Below are 15,388 nucleotides of genomic sequence, written 5' to 3' on the forward strand. Positions count from 1 at the left end.
TTCAGACTCCTTGCTCCACGGCGGCGGGAACGACGTGGGGCATCACGCTCCAGACACTGGTCGCATCAGTGCCCTGCGGCTGATCGGCGCGCGTTTCCAGCCACAGACGCTGGATCAGGTTCTGCGCCACCTTGAGGCGGTAATCGGCGCTGGCGCGCATATCGCTCATGGGCTTGAAATCCTGGGCCAGCGCGGCCTGCGCGGCCTTCACGTTTTCAAGGCTCCAGGGCTTGCCCAGCAGGGCCGCTTCGGCTGCCGCCGCTCTTTTGACCGTGGCGGCCATGCCGCCGAATGCCAGCCTGATGGATTGCACGATCTCGCCATCGAGCTCAATGGCAAAGCCGGCGCACAGGGCAGAGATATCGCAGTCGAAGCGCTTGCTGATCTTGTAGCCGCGCACCTGGCGCTGCATGGCCGCCAGCGGCACAGCCAGGGCCTGCACGAACTCGCCTGGCTCCAGCTGGTTCTTCATATAGTCCAGATAGAACTCCGTCAGCGGCATGCGGCGCACACGCTCGCCCTTGCGCAGCTCGATCTGGGCATCCAGCGCCATCAGCACCGGTGGCGAATCGCCGATAGGCGAACCATTGGCCACATTGCCGCCCATGGTTCCCGCGTGGCGGATGGGCGTGGAAGCAAAGCGCAGCCAGACATCGGTCAGACTGGGCCAGCGCTTCACCAGCGCGCTCCAGGCCGATTCCAGCGAAGCCCCGGCGCCGATGTACAGCTCGCCGCCCTCGGCGTCGGGCCGCACTTCAATGCGCTTCATCTCGGCCACATCGCCGACGTAAATCATGTCGCCCAAATCGCGGAACTGCTTGTTGACCCAGAGTCCCACATCGGTGGAGCCTGCCACGATGCGCGCCTTGGGCTTGGCCTCGCACAGGCTAGCCAGATCCGCCAGCGTGCGCGGAGCATGGAAGAAGTCGGTGCGCAGGCCCTGGGGCGCCGCATAGTTCAGCCCTGCATTGCCAGCCTGCAGGCCTTGCAGTGCAGCCACCACGGGCGCCGTATCCAGACGCACGGCAGGCAGATCGAACATGCGCTGACCGGCATCGAGAATCGGGCGGTAGCCCGTGCAGCGGCACAGATTGCCCGAGAGTTCGTCGGCCAGTTGCTGACGCGTGGGCTCGCTGCCCTGCTGCTGGTGATGCTCATAGGCCGACCACAGCGTCATCACGATGCCGGGCGTGCAGAAGCCGCATTGCGAACCATGGCACTCCACCATGGCCTGCTGTACCGGATGCAGGCTTTGCGGGCCTGCGGGCTTGCCGGCGCAGGCAGACTTGCCCGCGCACTGGCTCTTGAGGTCTTCCACCGTGAACAAGGCCTTGCCATGCAGGCTGGGCAGAAACTGAATGCAGGCATTGACGGTCTGCAGGCGCAGGCCGTTGACGGCCTCGGTATCGCCGGCTTCGGCCAGCTCGCCGATGACTACCGTGCAGGCACCGCAGTCGCCTTCGTTGCAGCCTTCCTTGGTGCCGGTGCAATGGGCATCCTCGCGCAGCCATTGGAGCACGGAGCGTGTGGGGTGCGGGCCTTGCACTTCCACCACCTCGCCGCGGTGGAAGAAGCGTATCGGTTGAGAGTTCTGACTGGTGCTCATGATCGTGGGACAGGGTGAGATTGAATGCCTGCATGCAAGATGCATTCCAAACGCAGCATTCGTCAAGATCGAAGGCTACGCCTGCATGGGCAGCTTCTCATACAGACGCGCTCATAGGGGCTATGTAGCGCGTCATATATCCGTGACCAAAATCAAGGGTGAACCCGTACAAAACCCGGTTCCCTACGGGTAAGTCCCAGGAGGTGGGGGCCAAGTCGCGCTCCCCTATCAATAGCTAATAGCGCCTTTTAATCAATGACTTCAAATTGAAAACAATCTGAAATCTTTTATTGACAAGCGCTACAAGCTATCAAATTTTCAAGCGTCGCCACCATCCGGAGCCGGGCGCACAGGCTCGTCGGCATCGAGCTGGCTGAACACCAGCGTCGCCGCCAGCGTCATCAATGCCACCGTCACAAAGGTGGCGCGAATGGCCTGCATGCGCTCGTCGCTGTGCGCCGGCCACATATCGCTGAAGCCCGTCAGCAAGGCTCCGGCCAGTGCCACGCCCATGCTCATGGCCAGCATCTGCACCATGGACAGCAGGCTGTTGCCGCTGCTCGCAGACTCGCCCTCCATGTCCTTGAGCGTGACCGAATTCATGGCCGAGAACTGCATGGAGTTGAAGCCGCCGAAGATGAACAGCTGCACCAGCAGCAGCCAGACCGGCGTTCCAGGCACCACCAGCCCGAAGGAGGCCAGCATCACTGCCAGCATCACCGAATTGACCTGCAGCACGCGCTTGTAGCCAAAGCGCTGCACCGTGCGCACGGCAATGCGCTTGACCAGCATGCTGCCGGTGACGGTGGCCAGCATCATCAGGCCCGCGTTCATGGGCGACATCTTGAGGCCGACCTGCAGCATCAGCGGGATCAGGAACGGCGCGGCACCGCTGCCGAAACGCGTGAACAGATTGCCCAGCAGGCCAACGCGCAGCGAGCGCACCTTGAACAGGCCCGGCGCAAACAACGGCTCGTCCACGCGCAGCGCATGCATCCAGTAGCTGGCCAGACTGGCCAGGCCGAACACCATGAGCACCACCACCAGCGCCATGCCCAGCCCCATGCCGGACAAGCCGTCCAGCGCAATGGAAATCGCCACCATGCCGAAGGCCAGCATGGCATAGCCCTTGCCGTCAAAGCGGTGCACGGCCACGGGCGCGCTGCGCGGAAACCAGCGCCAGGTGGCCCACAGCCCTATCAGTCCCACGGGCACATTGATCCAGAAGATCCAGTGCCAGCTGGCGTACTCCACCATCCAGCCGCCCAGGGTAGGCCCCAGCAGCGGGCCGACCTGGCCCGGTATGGCGATGAAGCTCATGGCACGAATGAACTCGCCACGCGGATAGGTACGCAGCACGGCCAGCCGCCCCACGGGCAGCATCATGGCGCCGCCCACGCCCTGCACCACGCGTGCCGCGATCAGAAACGGCAGACTGGGCGAGAGTGCGCACAACACCGAGCCCAGCACAAACAGGCCTATCGCCCAGCCGTAAACGCGCCGCGTGCCAAAGCGGTCGGCCACCCAGCCCGTGGCCGGGATCAGCATGGCCGTGGTCAGCGCATAGGCCACGATGACGGACTGCATCTTCATCGGGCTCTCGCCCAGCTCGGTCGCCATGGCCGGCAACGCCGTGTTGAGAATGGTCGCGTCCAGCGACTGCATGAAAAAGCCTATGGCCACCAGCCACAGCAGTCTTTCTTTATGGGGGGCACTATGGTGCGCGGTGGGCATCTCACCCATGGGCAGCTCCGGAACGAGTCGGCAAGGCAACAAAAAAGCCGCTGACAAGCAGCGGCTTAAGCAATATGCGAGCGCCAGACCAAAGCGGCCGGCGCGCGGACAATCATTTCACTCAGACCGAGAAGCTGGAGCCGCAGCCGCAGGTGGTCGAGGCATTGGGGTTCTTGATCACGAACTGAGCGCCTTGCAGGTCTTCCTTGTAGTCGATCTCGGCGCCCACCAGATACTGATAGCTCATGGAGTCGATCAGCAGCGAGACACCGTTCTTGGTCATGGTGGTGTCGTCGTCGTTGGTGATCTCGTCGAAGGTGAAACCGTACTGGAAACCGGAGCAGCCACCACCTTGCACAAAAACGCGCAGCTTCAGATCGGGATTGCCTTCTTCGGCAATCAGGTCGGCCACCTTGGCAGCAGCGCTGTCGGTGAAGACGATGGGGGAAGGCATTTCGGTGGTCGTGGTTTCAGCAACGGCGCTCATGGCATTACTCCGTAGTTTCTTGATTGCCTGAAATGGTACAGCAAGGGGCTCGGGAATACCGGCCGTATCTCTTTGTCGCCAGTGCAAGTGGGGGCTTTGCGCAAGCGCTGGACAAGGCTGCGACCGCCCATGAAAAAACCGCCAGGAACTTGCATTCGAGGCGGTTTTTTCGTGAAAGGACTCCGAAGAGCCCTTTCTGCAGGGGAAACGGATTAACGCTTCGAGAACTGCTTGGCGCGGCGTGCGGAGTGCAGACCGACCTTCTTACGTTCGACTTCACGAGCGTCGCGAGTCACGAAGCCGGCTTGGCTCAGTGCAGGCTTCAGAGCTGCGTCATAGTCGATCAGGGCACGGGTGATGCCGTGACGGGTTGCACCGGCTTGACCGGATTCGCCGCCGCCATGGACGTTCACTTGAATGTCGAAAGTCTCCAGGTTCTCAGTCAGAACCAGGGGTTGCTTTGCGATCATGATGGAGGTTTCGCGACCAAAGTACTGCTGAATGTCCTTGCCATTCACAGTAATCTTGCCGGAGCCCTTCTTCAGAAACACGCGAGCGACGCTGGACTTGCGACGGCCTGTGCCATTGTTCCAATCACCAATCATCTAGGTCTCCTTAGATTTCCAGAGCCTTAGGCTGCTGTGCGGTATGGGGGTGCTCAGCACCGCCGTAAACCTTCAGCTTCTTGATCATGGCGTAGCCCAGAGGACCCTTGGGCAGCATGCCCTTGACGGCCTTCTCGAGAGCACGGCCAGGGAACTTGGCTTGCAGGTCGCGGAAGTTGGTGGCAGTGATGCCGCCGGGGAAACCGGAGTGACGGTAGTACACCTTGTCCAGGTTCTTGGTACCAGTGACCTTGAGCTTGGAGGCGTTGATGATGACGATGTAGTCACCGGTGTCAACGTGAGGTGTGTAAATGGCCTTGTGCTTGCCGCGCAGACGGAGTGCCACTTCGCTGGCGACACGTCCGAGCACCTTATCGGTGGCGTCAATCACAAACCACTCGTGTTGCACCTCAGCGGGCTTTGCGCTGAATGTAGACATGAGTTTTCTCTTTCAAGAAGGTTTGGCGGTCCCTTTTCCGCGGTCGGTGCTTCTTCTTGAAAAAGACAGGTCTTTTAAAGGAAGCCTCTTAGGCGGGGTTACTCGGACCAATTTAAACTTGACCCAAGCCTTCGCCGCGGGAACCATAAAATCGCTGCGAAGCCCGCCATTATACAAAAACGCCAGAATCTGCGTGTTTTCGTGCAGCAGCCTGTTGTGAAACAGCCCCTAGTGCCTGTTTCTCCCTCTGCATCCAGGCGCCGACAGCCTTTAAAGACCACAGGGTAAAAAGTGCTGTTCCCCTCTTGCCCTGCTGGTTACCATCCATTTCTATGTTCAGTTACCGCCACGCCTTCCATGCAGGCAATCACGCCGATGTGCTCAAGCACACCGTTCTGATTGCCACCGTGCAATACCTCACGCAAAAAGAGGCTGCGCTGACGGTGCTCGACACCCACGGCGGCGCCGGCCTGTACCGCCTGGACGGCGACTACGCCAGCAAGAGCGGCGAGGCCGAGGAAGGCGTGCTGCGCCTGGCTGCCGTCAAGGAGGCCGAGCTGGCCCCTGTGCTGCAGGACTATCTTCAGATGGTGCGTCGCTTCAACCAGGGCAATGCCATCCGCAACTATCCCGGCTCGCCCTTCATCACCCAGGCGCTGCTGCGCGGCCATGACCGTCTCAAGGCCTTTGAGCTGCACCCCACGGACATGCGCTCTCTGACCGGCAACATGGCCCAGCTGGAAGTCAGGCGCCAGGTCGCCATCCTGCATGAGGATGGTTTCGAAGGCGTGAAGAAATTCCTGCCTCCGCCATCGCGCCGCGCCTTGCTGCTCTGCGATCCGAGCTACGAATTGAAGACCGACTACGGCCGCGTGCTGGACATGGCGGCGGACGGTCTCAAGCGCTTTCCCACAGGCACTTACGCCGTCTGGTACCCCATCATCCCGCGCCCCGAGGCCCACGATCTGCCCAAGCGGCTCAAGACCATGGCAACCAAGGCCGGCAAGAGCTGGCTGCATGCAACGCTCACGGTCAAGAGCAACAAGACCTCAGAACGCGGCGGCCTGCCCGCCAGCGGCATGTTTCTGATCAACCCGCCGTTCAATCTCAAGGATCAGCTCAAGCCCGCCATGCCGCAGCTGGTCAAGCTGCTGGGTCAGGACAGCAATGCAGGCTTTACGCTGGAGTCTGGCGGCTAACTGCGCGGCTGTAGGCCGGCCCTTGCCGGCCCTCTGCAGTCCGGGCGCGCCAGCTTCACCGGCTGCCCCCCTTCAACAGCAACAATGGTTCAGCGCTTGCGCTTGGCGGTCTGGGAGACCTTGCGCGCGGGCTGATTCGCGGATGCTGCGCGCGTCTTGGAGGCGGAAGCGCCCTGCACCACACTGGGATGGCGCTTCTTGCCCGAAGCATTGAGCGTGGCCGGGCACTCGTCCTCATCGGCGTCCAGCTGCCACAGCTCCACGGGCTTGATGCCCAGGCCCAGCATGCCCAGCTCCTGGGCTGCGGCCTTGCTCAGGTCGATGATGCGACCTGGCGCGAAGGGGCCGCGGTCATTGATACGCACCACCACGCTCTTGCCGGTCACGGAGCTGCGCACGCAAACGCGCGTTCCGAAAGGCAGGGTCTTGTGCGCTGCCGTCATATCCATGCTGTCAAAGCGCTCGCCGCTGGCCGTCTTGCGGCCGTGGAACTGCCCGCCATACCAGGAGGCCAGGCCCTCCTGGTCGCTTTCTCGCGGAGGGCTCAGCTCGTACTTGCTGCTGTCTTCGGGCAGGTCTGCCTTGTCGGCATCCGCAGGCTTGTTGGCCTTGACGCCCAGGCCTTTGTCGCGATAGTTGCTGCGCGCATAGGCGTCGGGCAGCAGGGGGCCGGAGACCGTGGGCTGCGCGCCCTTTTTTCGGGGCTGGCTCTGAACGACGGGGGGCTGTTCCTCGGACTTTTCCTGCAGCGGAGCACAGCCGGCCATGGTCGCGGTGACGACGGCAAGACCTATCCACTGACAACAACGCAAGCGCCAAAATTTCGGTTGCACGGGCGCAATCTCCTTGAAAGCTCAAGTGAGAGCCGCCCAAGACCGGCCGCCTCGCGGCCGGCAAGCTTTTGGCTTACAGGCCCAGACGGTCGCAGATCTCCAGAGTGGCGACGCTCTGGTTCATCGTATAGAAGTGCAGCCCGGGAGCACCCTGGCTGCGCAACTGCTCGCATAGATGAGTCACGACATCCAGACCGAACGCACGAATGGAAGCGGTGTCATCTCCGAACGCCTGCAGACGCAGACGAATCCAGCGCGGAATCTCGGCACCACATGCATCCGAGAAGCGCATCAGCTGCGTAGAGCTGGTAATCGGCATGATTCCTGGCACGACCGGCACGTCGAGTCCCAGGGCCCTCACCTCATCGACAAAGCGCATGTATGCGTCGGCATTGTAGAAGTATTGCGTGATGGCGGAATCTGCACCAGCGCGCACTTTAGCAACAAATGCGTCCAGATCGCTGCGAGGGGACTTTGCTTGGGGGTGAGTTTCGGGATAGGCAGCGACTTCGATGTGAAACCAGTCGCCGAACTCCTGGCGCACGAAAGCCACCAGATCGCTGGCGTACTGGAACTCGCCGCCCAGGCCGTAGCCGCTGGGCAGGTCGCCGCGCAAGGCGACGATGCGCTTGACGCCCATGGCCTTGAGTTCGTTCAGCTCGGCGCGCACTTTTTCATGCGTGGCGCCGATGCAGGAGAAGTGCGAGGCCGCGCCCACACCCTCGTTCTGAATGTCGCGCACCATGGTGAAGGTGCCGGCCTGGGTGGAGCCGCCCGCGCCATAGGTCACGGAGCAGAACTCGGGCTTGCGCGCATACAGGGCCTGGCGCACGCCCACATGCTTGGCAGCGCCCTCGGGCGTCTTGGTGGGGAAAAACTCGAAGCTGACGGGAAAGCTCATGGCGGTCTATGTCTCTGAATCCTGGATCATGTGCGGGCGTCGAAGGCTCGGCACCCGCCACGCTTTTTACTCAACGCTCAACGTTCGTTGCGCTTTTTCTGCTTGCTGCGGGCCGGGCCGGGCTGGCCGAAGCTGGCCACCTCGGGGTCTTCATACAGCTCCTGCTTGGCGCGCTGGGCCTTGATGTCGGCACGCGAAGGGCGCTTGGCGGCCGCCTTGACGGCCGGCCTGGCCGCAGCGGCCTCGTCGGCAGCAGCGGGGGCCGGAGCCTTGACTTCGGCGCCCTGCTGGGCCCAGACGAAGAATTCGTGATTGCCGTCGCCGCCCTCTATGGGCGAGTCCAACCACTGCTTGACGCTCAGCCCCAGATCTCCGAGGCAGTCGCGAATGCGCTTTTCGACCTCGGCGTACAAGGCCGTGTCGCGCACGATGCCGCCCTTGCCGATCTGGCCGGGCTGCAGCTCGAACTGGGGCTTGACCAGCATCAGCAGCTGGCCATGGGGCTTGAGCAGCTGCACCACGGCAGGCAGCACCAGAGTCAGCGAGATAAAGGACAGATCGCCAGTCACGAAATCAAAGGCCGGGCTGATGTCGATATTTTCGGTGCCGGGCTTGCGACGCAACTCCACCGGAGCCAGACCTTCGGCCCGGGCCTTGGCCTTGGCGGCGCGCTCGGCCTTGAAGCTCTCGACATCCTGTTCCTTGGCATCGTCGCTGTCGTCATAGTCTTCATCGACCTGACCGCCGTTGCGCATCCAGGCATAGGGAGCGACGGGCTGGGTGTCGTTGTCCTCTTCTTCCTCGATGACTTCGCACAGCGCCTCGTCGCAGGCCTTCTCCAGCAGCTCGGGCGTCAGCGCGCGGGCGTTGAAGCCCTCGACGCAGACCACGCGTTCGTCATTTTTCAGGCGCTCGTGCAGCTGGCCGTGGCCCACGTCGAGGCCGATGACCTGGGTCGCACCGGCCTGCAGCAGGCAATCGGTGAAGCCGCCCGTGCTCTGGCCCACATCCAGGCAGCGCAAGCCCTTGACGCTGAGGCCGGTCGCGGCCAGCGCGCCCTCGAGCTTGAGCCCGCCGCGCGAGATGTATTTGGCCTCGGCGGCGTCCAGCAGCTGCAGCTCGGCACCGGCAGGAATGTCATCGCCGTTCTTGGCCACTTTCTTCCAGGGCGCCAGCGGCGTCAGCCGCCACTCCACACCCGAGGCGATCAGGCGCTGGGCCTGGGAACGGGTGGCAGCATGACCTGCTTCAACCAAAAAAACATCTGCGCGCATAGCGTCGCTTCCTTTGAAATCAACCGCAGCCATACGCTGCAGGCAAGAAAATCTGTTTTTTAATAGCTGCCTGCGCTTACCCTGTCTTAATTTCAGACAGAAATTCATCTGAAATTAAGATACGACAAGCGCAAGAAGCTATCAAATAAATCAACACAGCCCCAATACTGGCGCACACCAAACAAGGGACAGCGAGCAAGAGCCTAGGCGGCCCCGCCGCCCCGCAGCGAGGCTGTCGTCCCCCTCCGGCGAAGCCAGAGAGGGGGAAGGCGCAAAGCGCCTAAGGGGGAGTTAATAGCGATACGTTTCAGGCTTGTAAGGGCCTTGCTTGCTCACGCCGATATAAGCGGCCTGCTCGTCGCTCAGTTCGGTCAGCATGGCGCCGACCTTCTTCAGGTGCAGGCGGGCGACCTTTTCGTCCAGGATCTTGGGCAGCACATAAACCTTGCCCACTTCGTAGGCGTCGGGGCGGGTGAACAGCTCGATCTGCGCCAGGGTCTGGTTGGCGAAGGAGTTGGACATCACAAAGCTGGGGTGGCCGGTGGCGCAGCCCAGGTTCACCAGACGGCCCTTGGCCAGCAGAATGATCTTCTTGCCATCGGGGAAGGTGATGTGGTCAACCTGGGGCTTGATCTCTTCCCACTCGTACTTCTCGATCGATGCGACATCGATTTCGTTGTCGAAGTGACCGATGTTGCAGACGATGGCCTGATCCTTCATCGCGACCATGTGCTCGTGGCGGATGATGTCCTTGTTGCCGGTGGTGGTCACGAAGATGTCGCACTTGTCGGCGGCATATTCCATGGTCACGACCTTGTAGCCTTCCATCGCGGCCTGCAGGGCGTTGATGGGGTCGATCTCGGTCACCCACACCTGGGCCGACAGTGCGCGCAGCGCCTGGGCCGAGCCCTTGCCCACGTCGCCATAGCCGGCCACGCAAGCCACCTTGCCGGCGATCATCACGTCGGTGGCGCGCTTGATGCCGTCCACCAGCGATTCGCGGCAGCCGTACAGGTTGTCGAACTTGGACTTGGTCACCGAGTCGTTGACGTTGATGGCGCGGAACAGCAGCGTGCCCTTGGCCGACATTTCGTTGAGACGGTGCACGCCGGTGGTGGTCTCTTCGGTCACGCCCATGATCTGGGCCGACTTGCGGCTATACCAGGTGGGGTCCACGGCCAGCTTGGCCTTGATGGCGGCGAAGACGATGCGTTCTTCTTCCGAACCGGGGTTGGCCAGCACGGACAGGTCCTTCTCGGCACGCTTGCCCAGGTGCATGAGCATGGTGGCGTCGCCGCCGTCGTCCAGGATCATGTTGGGGCCTTCGCCTTCGGTGCCGGCGGCGCCGAATTCAAAGATGGAGTGGGTGTAGTTCCAGTAGTCTTCCAGCGACTCACCCTTGATGGCGTAGACAGGCACGCCGGTTTCGGCGATGGCGGCAGCAGCGTGGTCCTGGGTCGAGAAGATGTTGCACGAGGCCCAGCGCACTTGTGCGCCCAGTGCCGTCAGCGTCTCGATCAGCACGGCGGTCTGGATGGTCATGTGCAGCGAGCCCGTGATGCGCGCGCCCTTCAGGGGCTGGGCAGCGGCGAACTCTTCACGCACAGCCATCAGACCGGGCATTTCGGTTTCGGCGATCCTGATTTCCTTGCGGCCCCAGGCAGCCAGGGAAATATCGGTAATGGCCGAATCAGCGGGGTTGAAGCGCACGGCAGCGTTCATGGTTTTCTCCAAATCTTGAATGAAAAACCACGTTCTGCAGCAGAGGGGGGAATAAACCGGCTCACCGCACAGAAAGCGTGGGCGAGCGTCGTTGCGGGATGAAATCCGAGCCTCACGCCCCGCGCAGACCAGCTCATGGCTGGCCGGGGGAACGCTGCAACGCTCCTCGGATGGACGGCGATTATAAAGGAATCAGCCTTCCAGGCCCACCAAGCGATAACCGACTTGCAACTCGGTTACCAAATGCCGGGGCTGGGCCGGATCGAGCTCTATCTTCTGGCGCAGATTGGCCATGTGCACGCGCAGATAGTGGGGACGGTCCAGATATTCAGCGCCCCAGACCTGCAGCAACAGTTGGCGATGCGTCAGCACCTTGCCATGGCCGGCAATCAGCGCCGCCAGCAGGCGGAACTCTATGGGCGTCAGGTGCACGGCCACTCCGTCGCGCCTGACATCGTGCGCCGCCAGATCCACCACCACCGCTCCGAAACGCGCACAGCTGCCGGGCTTGTCTGACGCCGACGCCTGCTGGCGGCGGCGCAGCATCACGCGCAGCCTGGCCAGCAGCTCGGGCACGCCGAAGGGCTTGGTCAGGTAGTCATCGGCCCCGGCGTCCAGCGCCGCCACCTTGTCCTCTTCCCGCTCGCGCGCGGACAGAATCAAAATCGGTAACTGGCTCCAGGCGCGCAGCTCGGCAATCACGGTCTTGCCATCGGCATCGGGCAGCCCCAGGTCCAGCACCACGGCGTCGGGCTGGCGGCTGGCGGCCTCGATCAGGCCGCGCCTGGCGGTTTCTGACTCGAACACCTGCCAGCCTTCGTCCTCCAATGCCAGGCGCACAAAGCGGCGGATGCTGGCGTCGTCTTCAATCAGCAAAATGCGGGGTGCGGCGCTTGTCATGTTCGGATTTGCATGTGATGCACGAGATTGTCGGCTCATTCGTCCATGGCCGGCTGCTCGGGCACGGGCAGGTGTACGCTGAAGACGGTGCCCGGACCGGGCTCTGCCTGTGCAACCCGCAATCTGCCGCCATGGGCTTGCACAATCCGCTGAGCCAGAGCCAGGCCGAGCCCCATGCCGAACACGGCACTCTCCGCCTGCCCACGCGTGAAGGGCTCGAACAGTTGCTCAGCCGACAGATGCACGGGCAGGCCCGGCCCTGCGTCCTGCACGCTCAGCACGCAGTCGCCATCGGCCACGCTGGCTGCCACGGTAATCGTCGTGCCTTCGGGCGTGTACTTGATGGCGTTGTCCAGCAGATTGACCAGCACACGCTCCATCAGCACGGCATCGAGCTGCAGCAAGGGCAGATCGGCCGGCAGCGAGGTCTGCAGCGCATGAGCGGCCAGTCGCTCGCGCATCTGCGCCAGCGCGCTGCCCACCAGCTCGTCCACCGGCAGCCATTCGCGCTTGAGCTGTACGCCGCCTTGCTGCAGGCGCGCCATGGCCAGCAGGTTGTCCACCAGTTGCTGCAGCGCCTGTGCCTGATTGCGAATCTGCACCAGCATGTGATGCGCCGGCCCCTGCGGCGCATGTGGCAAGGCCGCCTGGGCCGCGCCCAGGATGCCCGTCAGCGGCGTGCGCAGATCATGCGAGACGGCCGAGAGTAAGGTGTTGCGCATGCGCTCGCCCTCCATGGCGATCTGGGTCTGCTGCGCAACCTCCACAAAATGCACACGCTCCAATGCCAGGGCAATCTGACTGGCACAGGCTTCAAGCAGACGGCGCTCCTCGGGCACCCGCAACTTCTGCGGCGCACGCAACTGCAGTACCAGCACGCCGCGCGAGCGCACGGGCGCCATCAGTGGCACATAAAGTGCCGGCGCAGCTGCCAGGGTATCGGTTCCATGGCCGGCCATCTGGCCATGCTCCATGCTCCAGCGACCCACGCTGGTGTCGATCTGAGCTTCGCTGCCAGGCGCCAGCTGCAGGCGCTCATCGGCATCGGGCACCAGCAGCCCGGTCTGGGCATCGAAAACGCCTGAAATCGTGGTCAGCGCGATCTGCGTGACCTGCTCCTGCGTCAGCGCACCCGACAGGTCACGCGCCAGCCTGGCCAGCGCGCCGGCCCGCCTTTCGCGCTCTGCTGCCACGCGCGCCTCGTGGCGCAGCCGCGCCGTCAGCTGGCCGCAGACCAGGGCCACACCCAGCATCAGGCTGAAGGTGAACAGGTATTGCGTATCGTTGACGCTGAAGGAGTTGCGCGGCGGCACAAAGTAGAAATCGAACAGCAGCACCGACAGCAGGGCCGCCCATGCTCCGGGGCCGCGTCCCCAGCGTACGGCGGACAGCACCACCACCAGCAGGAAAAGCATGACGACATTGGCAGGATCGAACACTCGCAGCAGCAGCTCCGCCACCGCTGTAGCGGCCAGGCAAGCCAGGGTCACGCCCGCATAGCCCTTCCACGGAATGTTCTTTTCACGCGCCGCCGGCAATCGCAAGGTGCTCTCGTTCTTGCTTTGCTTGACGGACAGCAGCAGCACGTCCAGGCCGGGATCCAGCGCAGCGATCTGTTCGGACAGGCTGGGGGCACGCCAGCGCAGCCAGCGGCTCAAAGGTTCATGCACACGCGCCAGCACCAGATGACTGGCATTGCGCTCACGCGCAAAGTCCACCAGAGCCTGGGCCACATGGGCGCCGGGGATGGTGGCCGTTTCCGCGCCCAGACGCGCCGCCAGCGCCAGGGTCTTGAGCACGGCCTCCTGCGCTGCCCGAGGCCGATGCTGGCGCTCCGGCGCATCCACATAGACCACCACCCAGTCAGCCTCCAGCCTTCTCGCCAGGCGTGCCACCTGGCGCACCAGGGCATCGTCACCGGCGCGGCCGCCCACGCCCACCAGCAGGCGCTCGCGCGTGGGCCAGACATCGCCGATGGAGCGCTCGCGGCGGTAGTCACGCATGTCCTCATCGACACGATCGGCCGTGCGGCGCAAGGCCAGCTCGCGCAGCGCCAGCAAATTGCCCTGGCGAAAGAAATTTCGCGAGGCCCGCTCGGCCTGCTCCAGCGGATAGACCTTGCCCGACTTGAGGCGCTTGAGCAGTTCCTCTGGCGGGATGTCGACCACGATGACCTCGTCGGCATCGTCAAAGATATGGTCGGGCACGGTCTCATGGACCTGTATGCCCACAATGCCGCCCACCACATCGTTCAGGCTTTCCAGATGCTGAACATTGAGCGTGGTCCACACCTCGATACCCGCCTCCAGCAGCTCCTGCACATCCTGCCAGCGCTTGGGATGGCGTGAGCCGCTCACATTGCTGTGCGCCAGCTCGTCGAGCAGCAGCACCTCCGGGCGGCGTGCCAGAGCTGCATCCAGATCGAACTCGTCCAGCTGCCTGCCCTGGTAGGCCAGCGTGCGCCGCGGTAGCAGCTCCAGGTCGTGCAACTGCTGCTCGGTCTCGGCACGGCCATGCGTCTCCACCAGCCCCACCAGAACCTTGCGCCCGGCCTGCCGCTCGCGCTGCGCGGCCGCCAGCATGGAATAGGTCTTGCCCACTCCGGCATTGGAGCCAAAGTAGATGCGCAGCTTGCCGAGATGGGCGCGCTGCCGATCTGCCTGCAGTTGAGCGACCAGCGCGTCGGGGTCGGGGCGCTGCGCTGCGGATGATGGTGTGGATGAAGGCATCAGGCGATCAGCGTATCACTCAAGTCCGGTCAGAACCCGGCACTCAGGCCCAGCAGCCAGCCGCTGCGTGCCAGATCACGCCATTGGCCACGACTGTTGACGGCGCTGTAGTACCTGGCATCGGCCGAGGTACCCGCGTACGCAAGCGATGCAGTCCATGGGCCCCAGGCCCTGGATAGCGAGATGCGCCAGTCGGCATAGGAAACATCGCTGTAATTGCGCACCCAGGTATAGCCGCCATGCAGGCCCAAGGTGGCGAGATCGCCCAGCGGATGCTGATAGTTCAGATCCAGATACTGGCTGCCGCGGCTGCTGCCTGCCGGCTGCAGCGCAGTGGCGAACGCCGAGTCGGCGGTACTCTCGCCCAGGCCGAAATAAGGCGTCAGTGCCACGGACCATTTGATGCTCAGACCACCATGAGTCGCTCCCAGATAGAGCTCGGTGGTGTCAAAGCGTTTGCTGCTGCCATCGCTTGCGCCCAGGCGTGCGCCGGGATAGCGGTACTGCAAAAGCCCGGCATCCAGCAGCCAGTCAGGCACGAGCTCGCCGCGCCAGCCACCATAGATATCGTGCTCCAGCCCCTGGCCCCGGCCGTAGCTGTTGGTTGAGACATTGGACAGCGACGTGCCCAGATAGAAGCCCTTGGGCAAGGCCAGCTCCACTGCGCCCTGCACGGCCGCACCCTGCCAGGTCTGCGAGATGCCGCGAAAGCGGTAGTCACTGATCAGGCTCAGCGAGCCGGTCAGGGAAGACCTGCTGTCGGCCTGCGCAGGAGCTGAGCTTTCAGAAACAGATTGCGCTTTTGTTTCCTCGGCAGCAGAGGGCTTCGCACAGCTCAAGGCAATCATCAGCAACGCAGAGCCGATGACCCAGGAGCGCGAGGCGTGAAATGGTTTTTGGGGATGTGAGAGACGCATGATGGTGAAGCAAACAGATCAGACTTGCCGCGTCCGCAGGGA

Annotated in this window: 13 protein-coding genes and 1 riboswitch; of the genes, 1 reads left to right on the forward strand and 12 read right to left on the reverse strand. The window is 63.1% G+C overall.

The window, feature by feature from the left end; all coding sequences use genetic code 11:
- Position 1 precedes the first annotated feature (1 nt).
- The 5 genes from xdhA to rplM all read right to left on the reverse strand — a co-directional run bounded on the left by xdhA (position 2) and on the right by rplM (position 4,871).
- Complete coding sequence (xdhA, locus tag Cth01_RS03370; RefSeq protein ID WP_045838517.1) at positions 2-1,606, reverse strand: xanthine dehydrogenase small subunit; 1,605 nt, start codon at positions 1,604-1,606, stop codon at positions 2-4.
- Between the two features lie 318 nt (positions 1,607-1,924).
- Entirely contained in the window at positions 1,925-3,397 is a 1,473-nt protein-coding gene (mdtD, locus tag Cth01_RS03375) for a multidrug transporter subunit MdtD (protein WP_267884600.1), read from the reverse strand.
- Between the two features lie 64 nt (positions 3,398-3,461).
- Positions 3,462-3,827 carry an iron-sulfur cluster insertion protein ErpA gene (gene erpA / locus Cth01_RS03380; RefSeq protein ID WP_003059000.1) on the reverse strand — a complete coding sequence of 122 codons (366 nt, stop codon included), beginning with the start codon at positions 3,825-3,827 and terminating at the stop codon, positions 3,462-3,464.
- Between the two features lie 212 nt (positions 3,828-4,039).
- Positions 4,040-4,432 (reverse strand): 30S ribosomal protein S9, encoded by a 393-nt coding sequence (gene rpsI, locus Cth01_RS03385; protein ID WP_003059002.1) that lies wholly within the window; start codon positions 4,430-4,432, stop codon positions 4,040-4,042.
- 10 nt (positions 4,433-4,442) lie between these two features.
- On the reverse strand, positions 4,443-4,871 hold the full coding sequence (rplM, locus tag Cth01_RS03390; protein ID WP_003059004.1) for a 50S ribosomal protein L13: 429 nt from the start codon (positions 4,869-4,871) through the stop codon (positions 4,443-4,445).
- A 332-nt stretch (positions 4,872-5,203) separates the two neighbouring features.
- Here rplM and Cth01_RS03395 point away from each other — a divergent pair, with 332 nt between their 5' ends.
- Positions 5,204-6,070 carry a 23S rRNA (adenine(2030)-N(6))-methyltransferase RlmJ gene (locus Cth01_RS03395; protein WP_045838519.1) on the forward strand — a complete coding sequence of 289 codons (867 nt, stop codon included), beginning with the start codon at positions 5,204-5,206 and terminating at the stop codon, positions 6,068-6,070.
- A gap of 89 nt (positions 6,071-6,159) precedes the next feature.
- Here Cth01_RS03395 and Cth01_RS03400 read toward each other — a convergent pair whose 3' ends face one another.
- The 7 genes from Cth01_RS03400 to Cth01_RS03430 all read right to left on the reverse strand — a co-directional run bounded on the left by Cth01_RS03400 (position 6,160) and on the right by Cth01_RS03430 (position 15,346).
- Positions 6,160-6,837 (reverse strand): septal ring lytic transglycosylase RlpA family protein, encoded by a 678-nt coding sequence (locus Cth01_RS03400; RefSeq protein WP_045838520.1) that lies wholly within the window; start codon positions 6,835-6,837, stop codon positions 6,160-6,162.
- 139 nt (positions 6,838-6,976) lie between these two features.
- Complete coding sequence (metF, locus tag Cth01_RS03405) at positions 6,977-7,804, reverse strand: methylenetetrahydrofolate reductase [NAD(P)H] (RefSeq protein WP_003061724.1); 828 nt, start codon at positions 7,802-7,804, stop codon at positions 6,977-6,979.
- Between the two features lie 77 nt (positions 7,805-7,881).
- Positions 7,882-9,078, reverse strand: coding sequence for a TlyA family RNA methyltransferase (locus Cth01_RS03410; RefSeq protein WP_034379250.1), 1,197 nt, complete (start codon positions 9,076-9,078; stop codon positions 7,882-7,884).
- Positions 9,079-9,369: 291 nt separating this feature from the next.
- Complete coding sequence (gene ahcY, locus Cth01_RS03415) at positions 9,370-10,800, reverse strand: adenosylhomocysteinase (protein WP_045838521.1); 1,431 nt, start codon at positions 10,798-10,800, stop codon at positions 9,370-9,372.
- Positions 10,801-10,876: 76 nt separating this feature from the next.
- A riboswitch (S-adenosyl-L-homocysteine riboswitch) is annotated at positions 10,877-10,974 on the reverse strand.
- Positions 10,975-10,992: 18 nt separating this feature from the next.
- On the reverse strand, positions 10,993-11,700 hold the full coding sequence (locus tag Cth01_RS03420; RefSeq protein WP_045838522.1) for a response regulator: 708 nt from the start codon (positions 11,698-11,700) through the stop codon (positions 10,993-10,995).
- A 35-nt stretch (positions 11,701-11,735) separates the two neighbouring features.
- Positions 11,736-14,429 carry a DUF4118 domain-containing protein gene (locus tag Cth01_RS03425; protein WP_045838523.1) on the reverse strand — a complete coding sequence of 898 codons (2,694 nt, stop codon included), beginning with the start codon at positions 14,427-14,429 and terminating at the stop codon, positions 11,736-11,738.
- Positions 14,430-14,458: 29 nt separating this feature from the next.
- The gene (locus tag Cth01_RS03430; protein WP_045838524.1) at positions 14,459-15,346 is read right to left on the reverse strand and encodes a TorF family putative porin; all 888 of its coding nucleotides are present in this window, start codon (positions 15,344-15,346) and stop codon (positions 14,459-14,461) included.
- Positions 15,347-15,388: the final 42 nt, after the last annotated feature.

Source organism: Comamonas thiooxydans (assembly GCF_000964545.1).
GTDB lineage: Bacteria > Pseudomonadota > Gammaproteobacteria > Burkholderiales > Burkholderiaceae_C > Comamonas > Comamonas thiooxydans.

Coding starts and splice junctions, on each gene's coding strand:
- Cth01_RS03430 (WP_045838524.1), bottom strand. CDS start 15,346: ATGCGTCTCTCACATCCCCAAAAACCATTTCACGCCTCGCGCTCCTGG.
- Cth01_RS03425 (WP_045838523.1), bottom strand. CDS start 14,429: ATGCCTTCATCCACACCATCATCCGCAGCGCAGCGCCCCGACCCCGAC.
- metF (WP_003061724.1), bottom strand. CDS start 7,804: ATGAGCTTTCCCGTCAGCTTCGAGTTTTTCCCCACCAAGACGCCCGAG.
- Cth01_RS03400 (WP_045838520.1), bottom strand. CDS start 6,837: ATGGCCGGCTGTGCTCCGCTGCAGGAAAAGTCCGAGGAACAGCCCCCC.
- xdhA (WP_045838517.1), bottom strand. CDS start 1,606: ATGAGCACCAGTCAGAACTCTCAACCGATACGCTTCTTCCACCGCGGC.
- erpA (WP_003059000.1), bottom strand. CDS start 3,827: ATGAGCGCCGTTGCTGAAACCACGACCACCGAAATGCCTTCCCCCATC.
- ahcY (WP_045838521.1), bottom strand. CDS start 10,800: ATGAACGCTGCCGTGCGCTTCAACCCCGCTGATTCGGCCATTACCGAT.
- Cth01_RS03410 (WP_034379250.1), bottom strand. CDS start 9,078: ATGCGCGCAGATGTTTTTTTGGTTGAAGCAGGTCATGCTGCCACCCGT.
- rplM (WP_003059004.1), bottom strand. CDS start 4,871: ATGTCTACATTCAGCGCAAAGCCCGCTGAGGTGCAACACGAGTGGTTT.
- rpsI (WP_003059002.1), bottom strand. CDS start 4,432: ATGATTGGTGATTGGAACAATGGCACAGGCCGTCGCAAGTCCAGCGTC.
- Cth01_RS03395 (WP_045838519.1), top strand. CDS start 5,204: ATGTTCAGTTACCGCCACGCCTTCCATGCAGGCAATCACGCCGATGTG.
- Cth01_RS03420 (WP_045838522.1), bottom strand. CDS start 11,700: ATGACAAGCGCCGCACCCCGCATTTTGCTGATTGAAGACGACGCCAGC.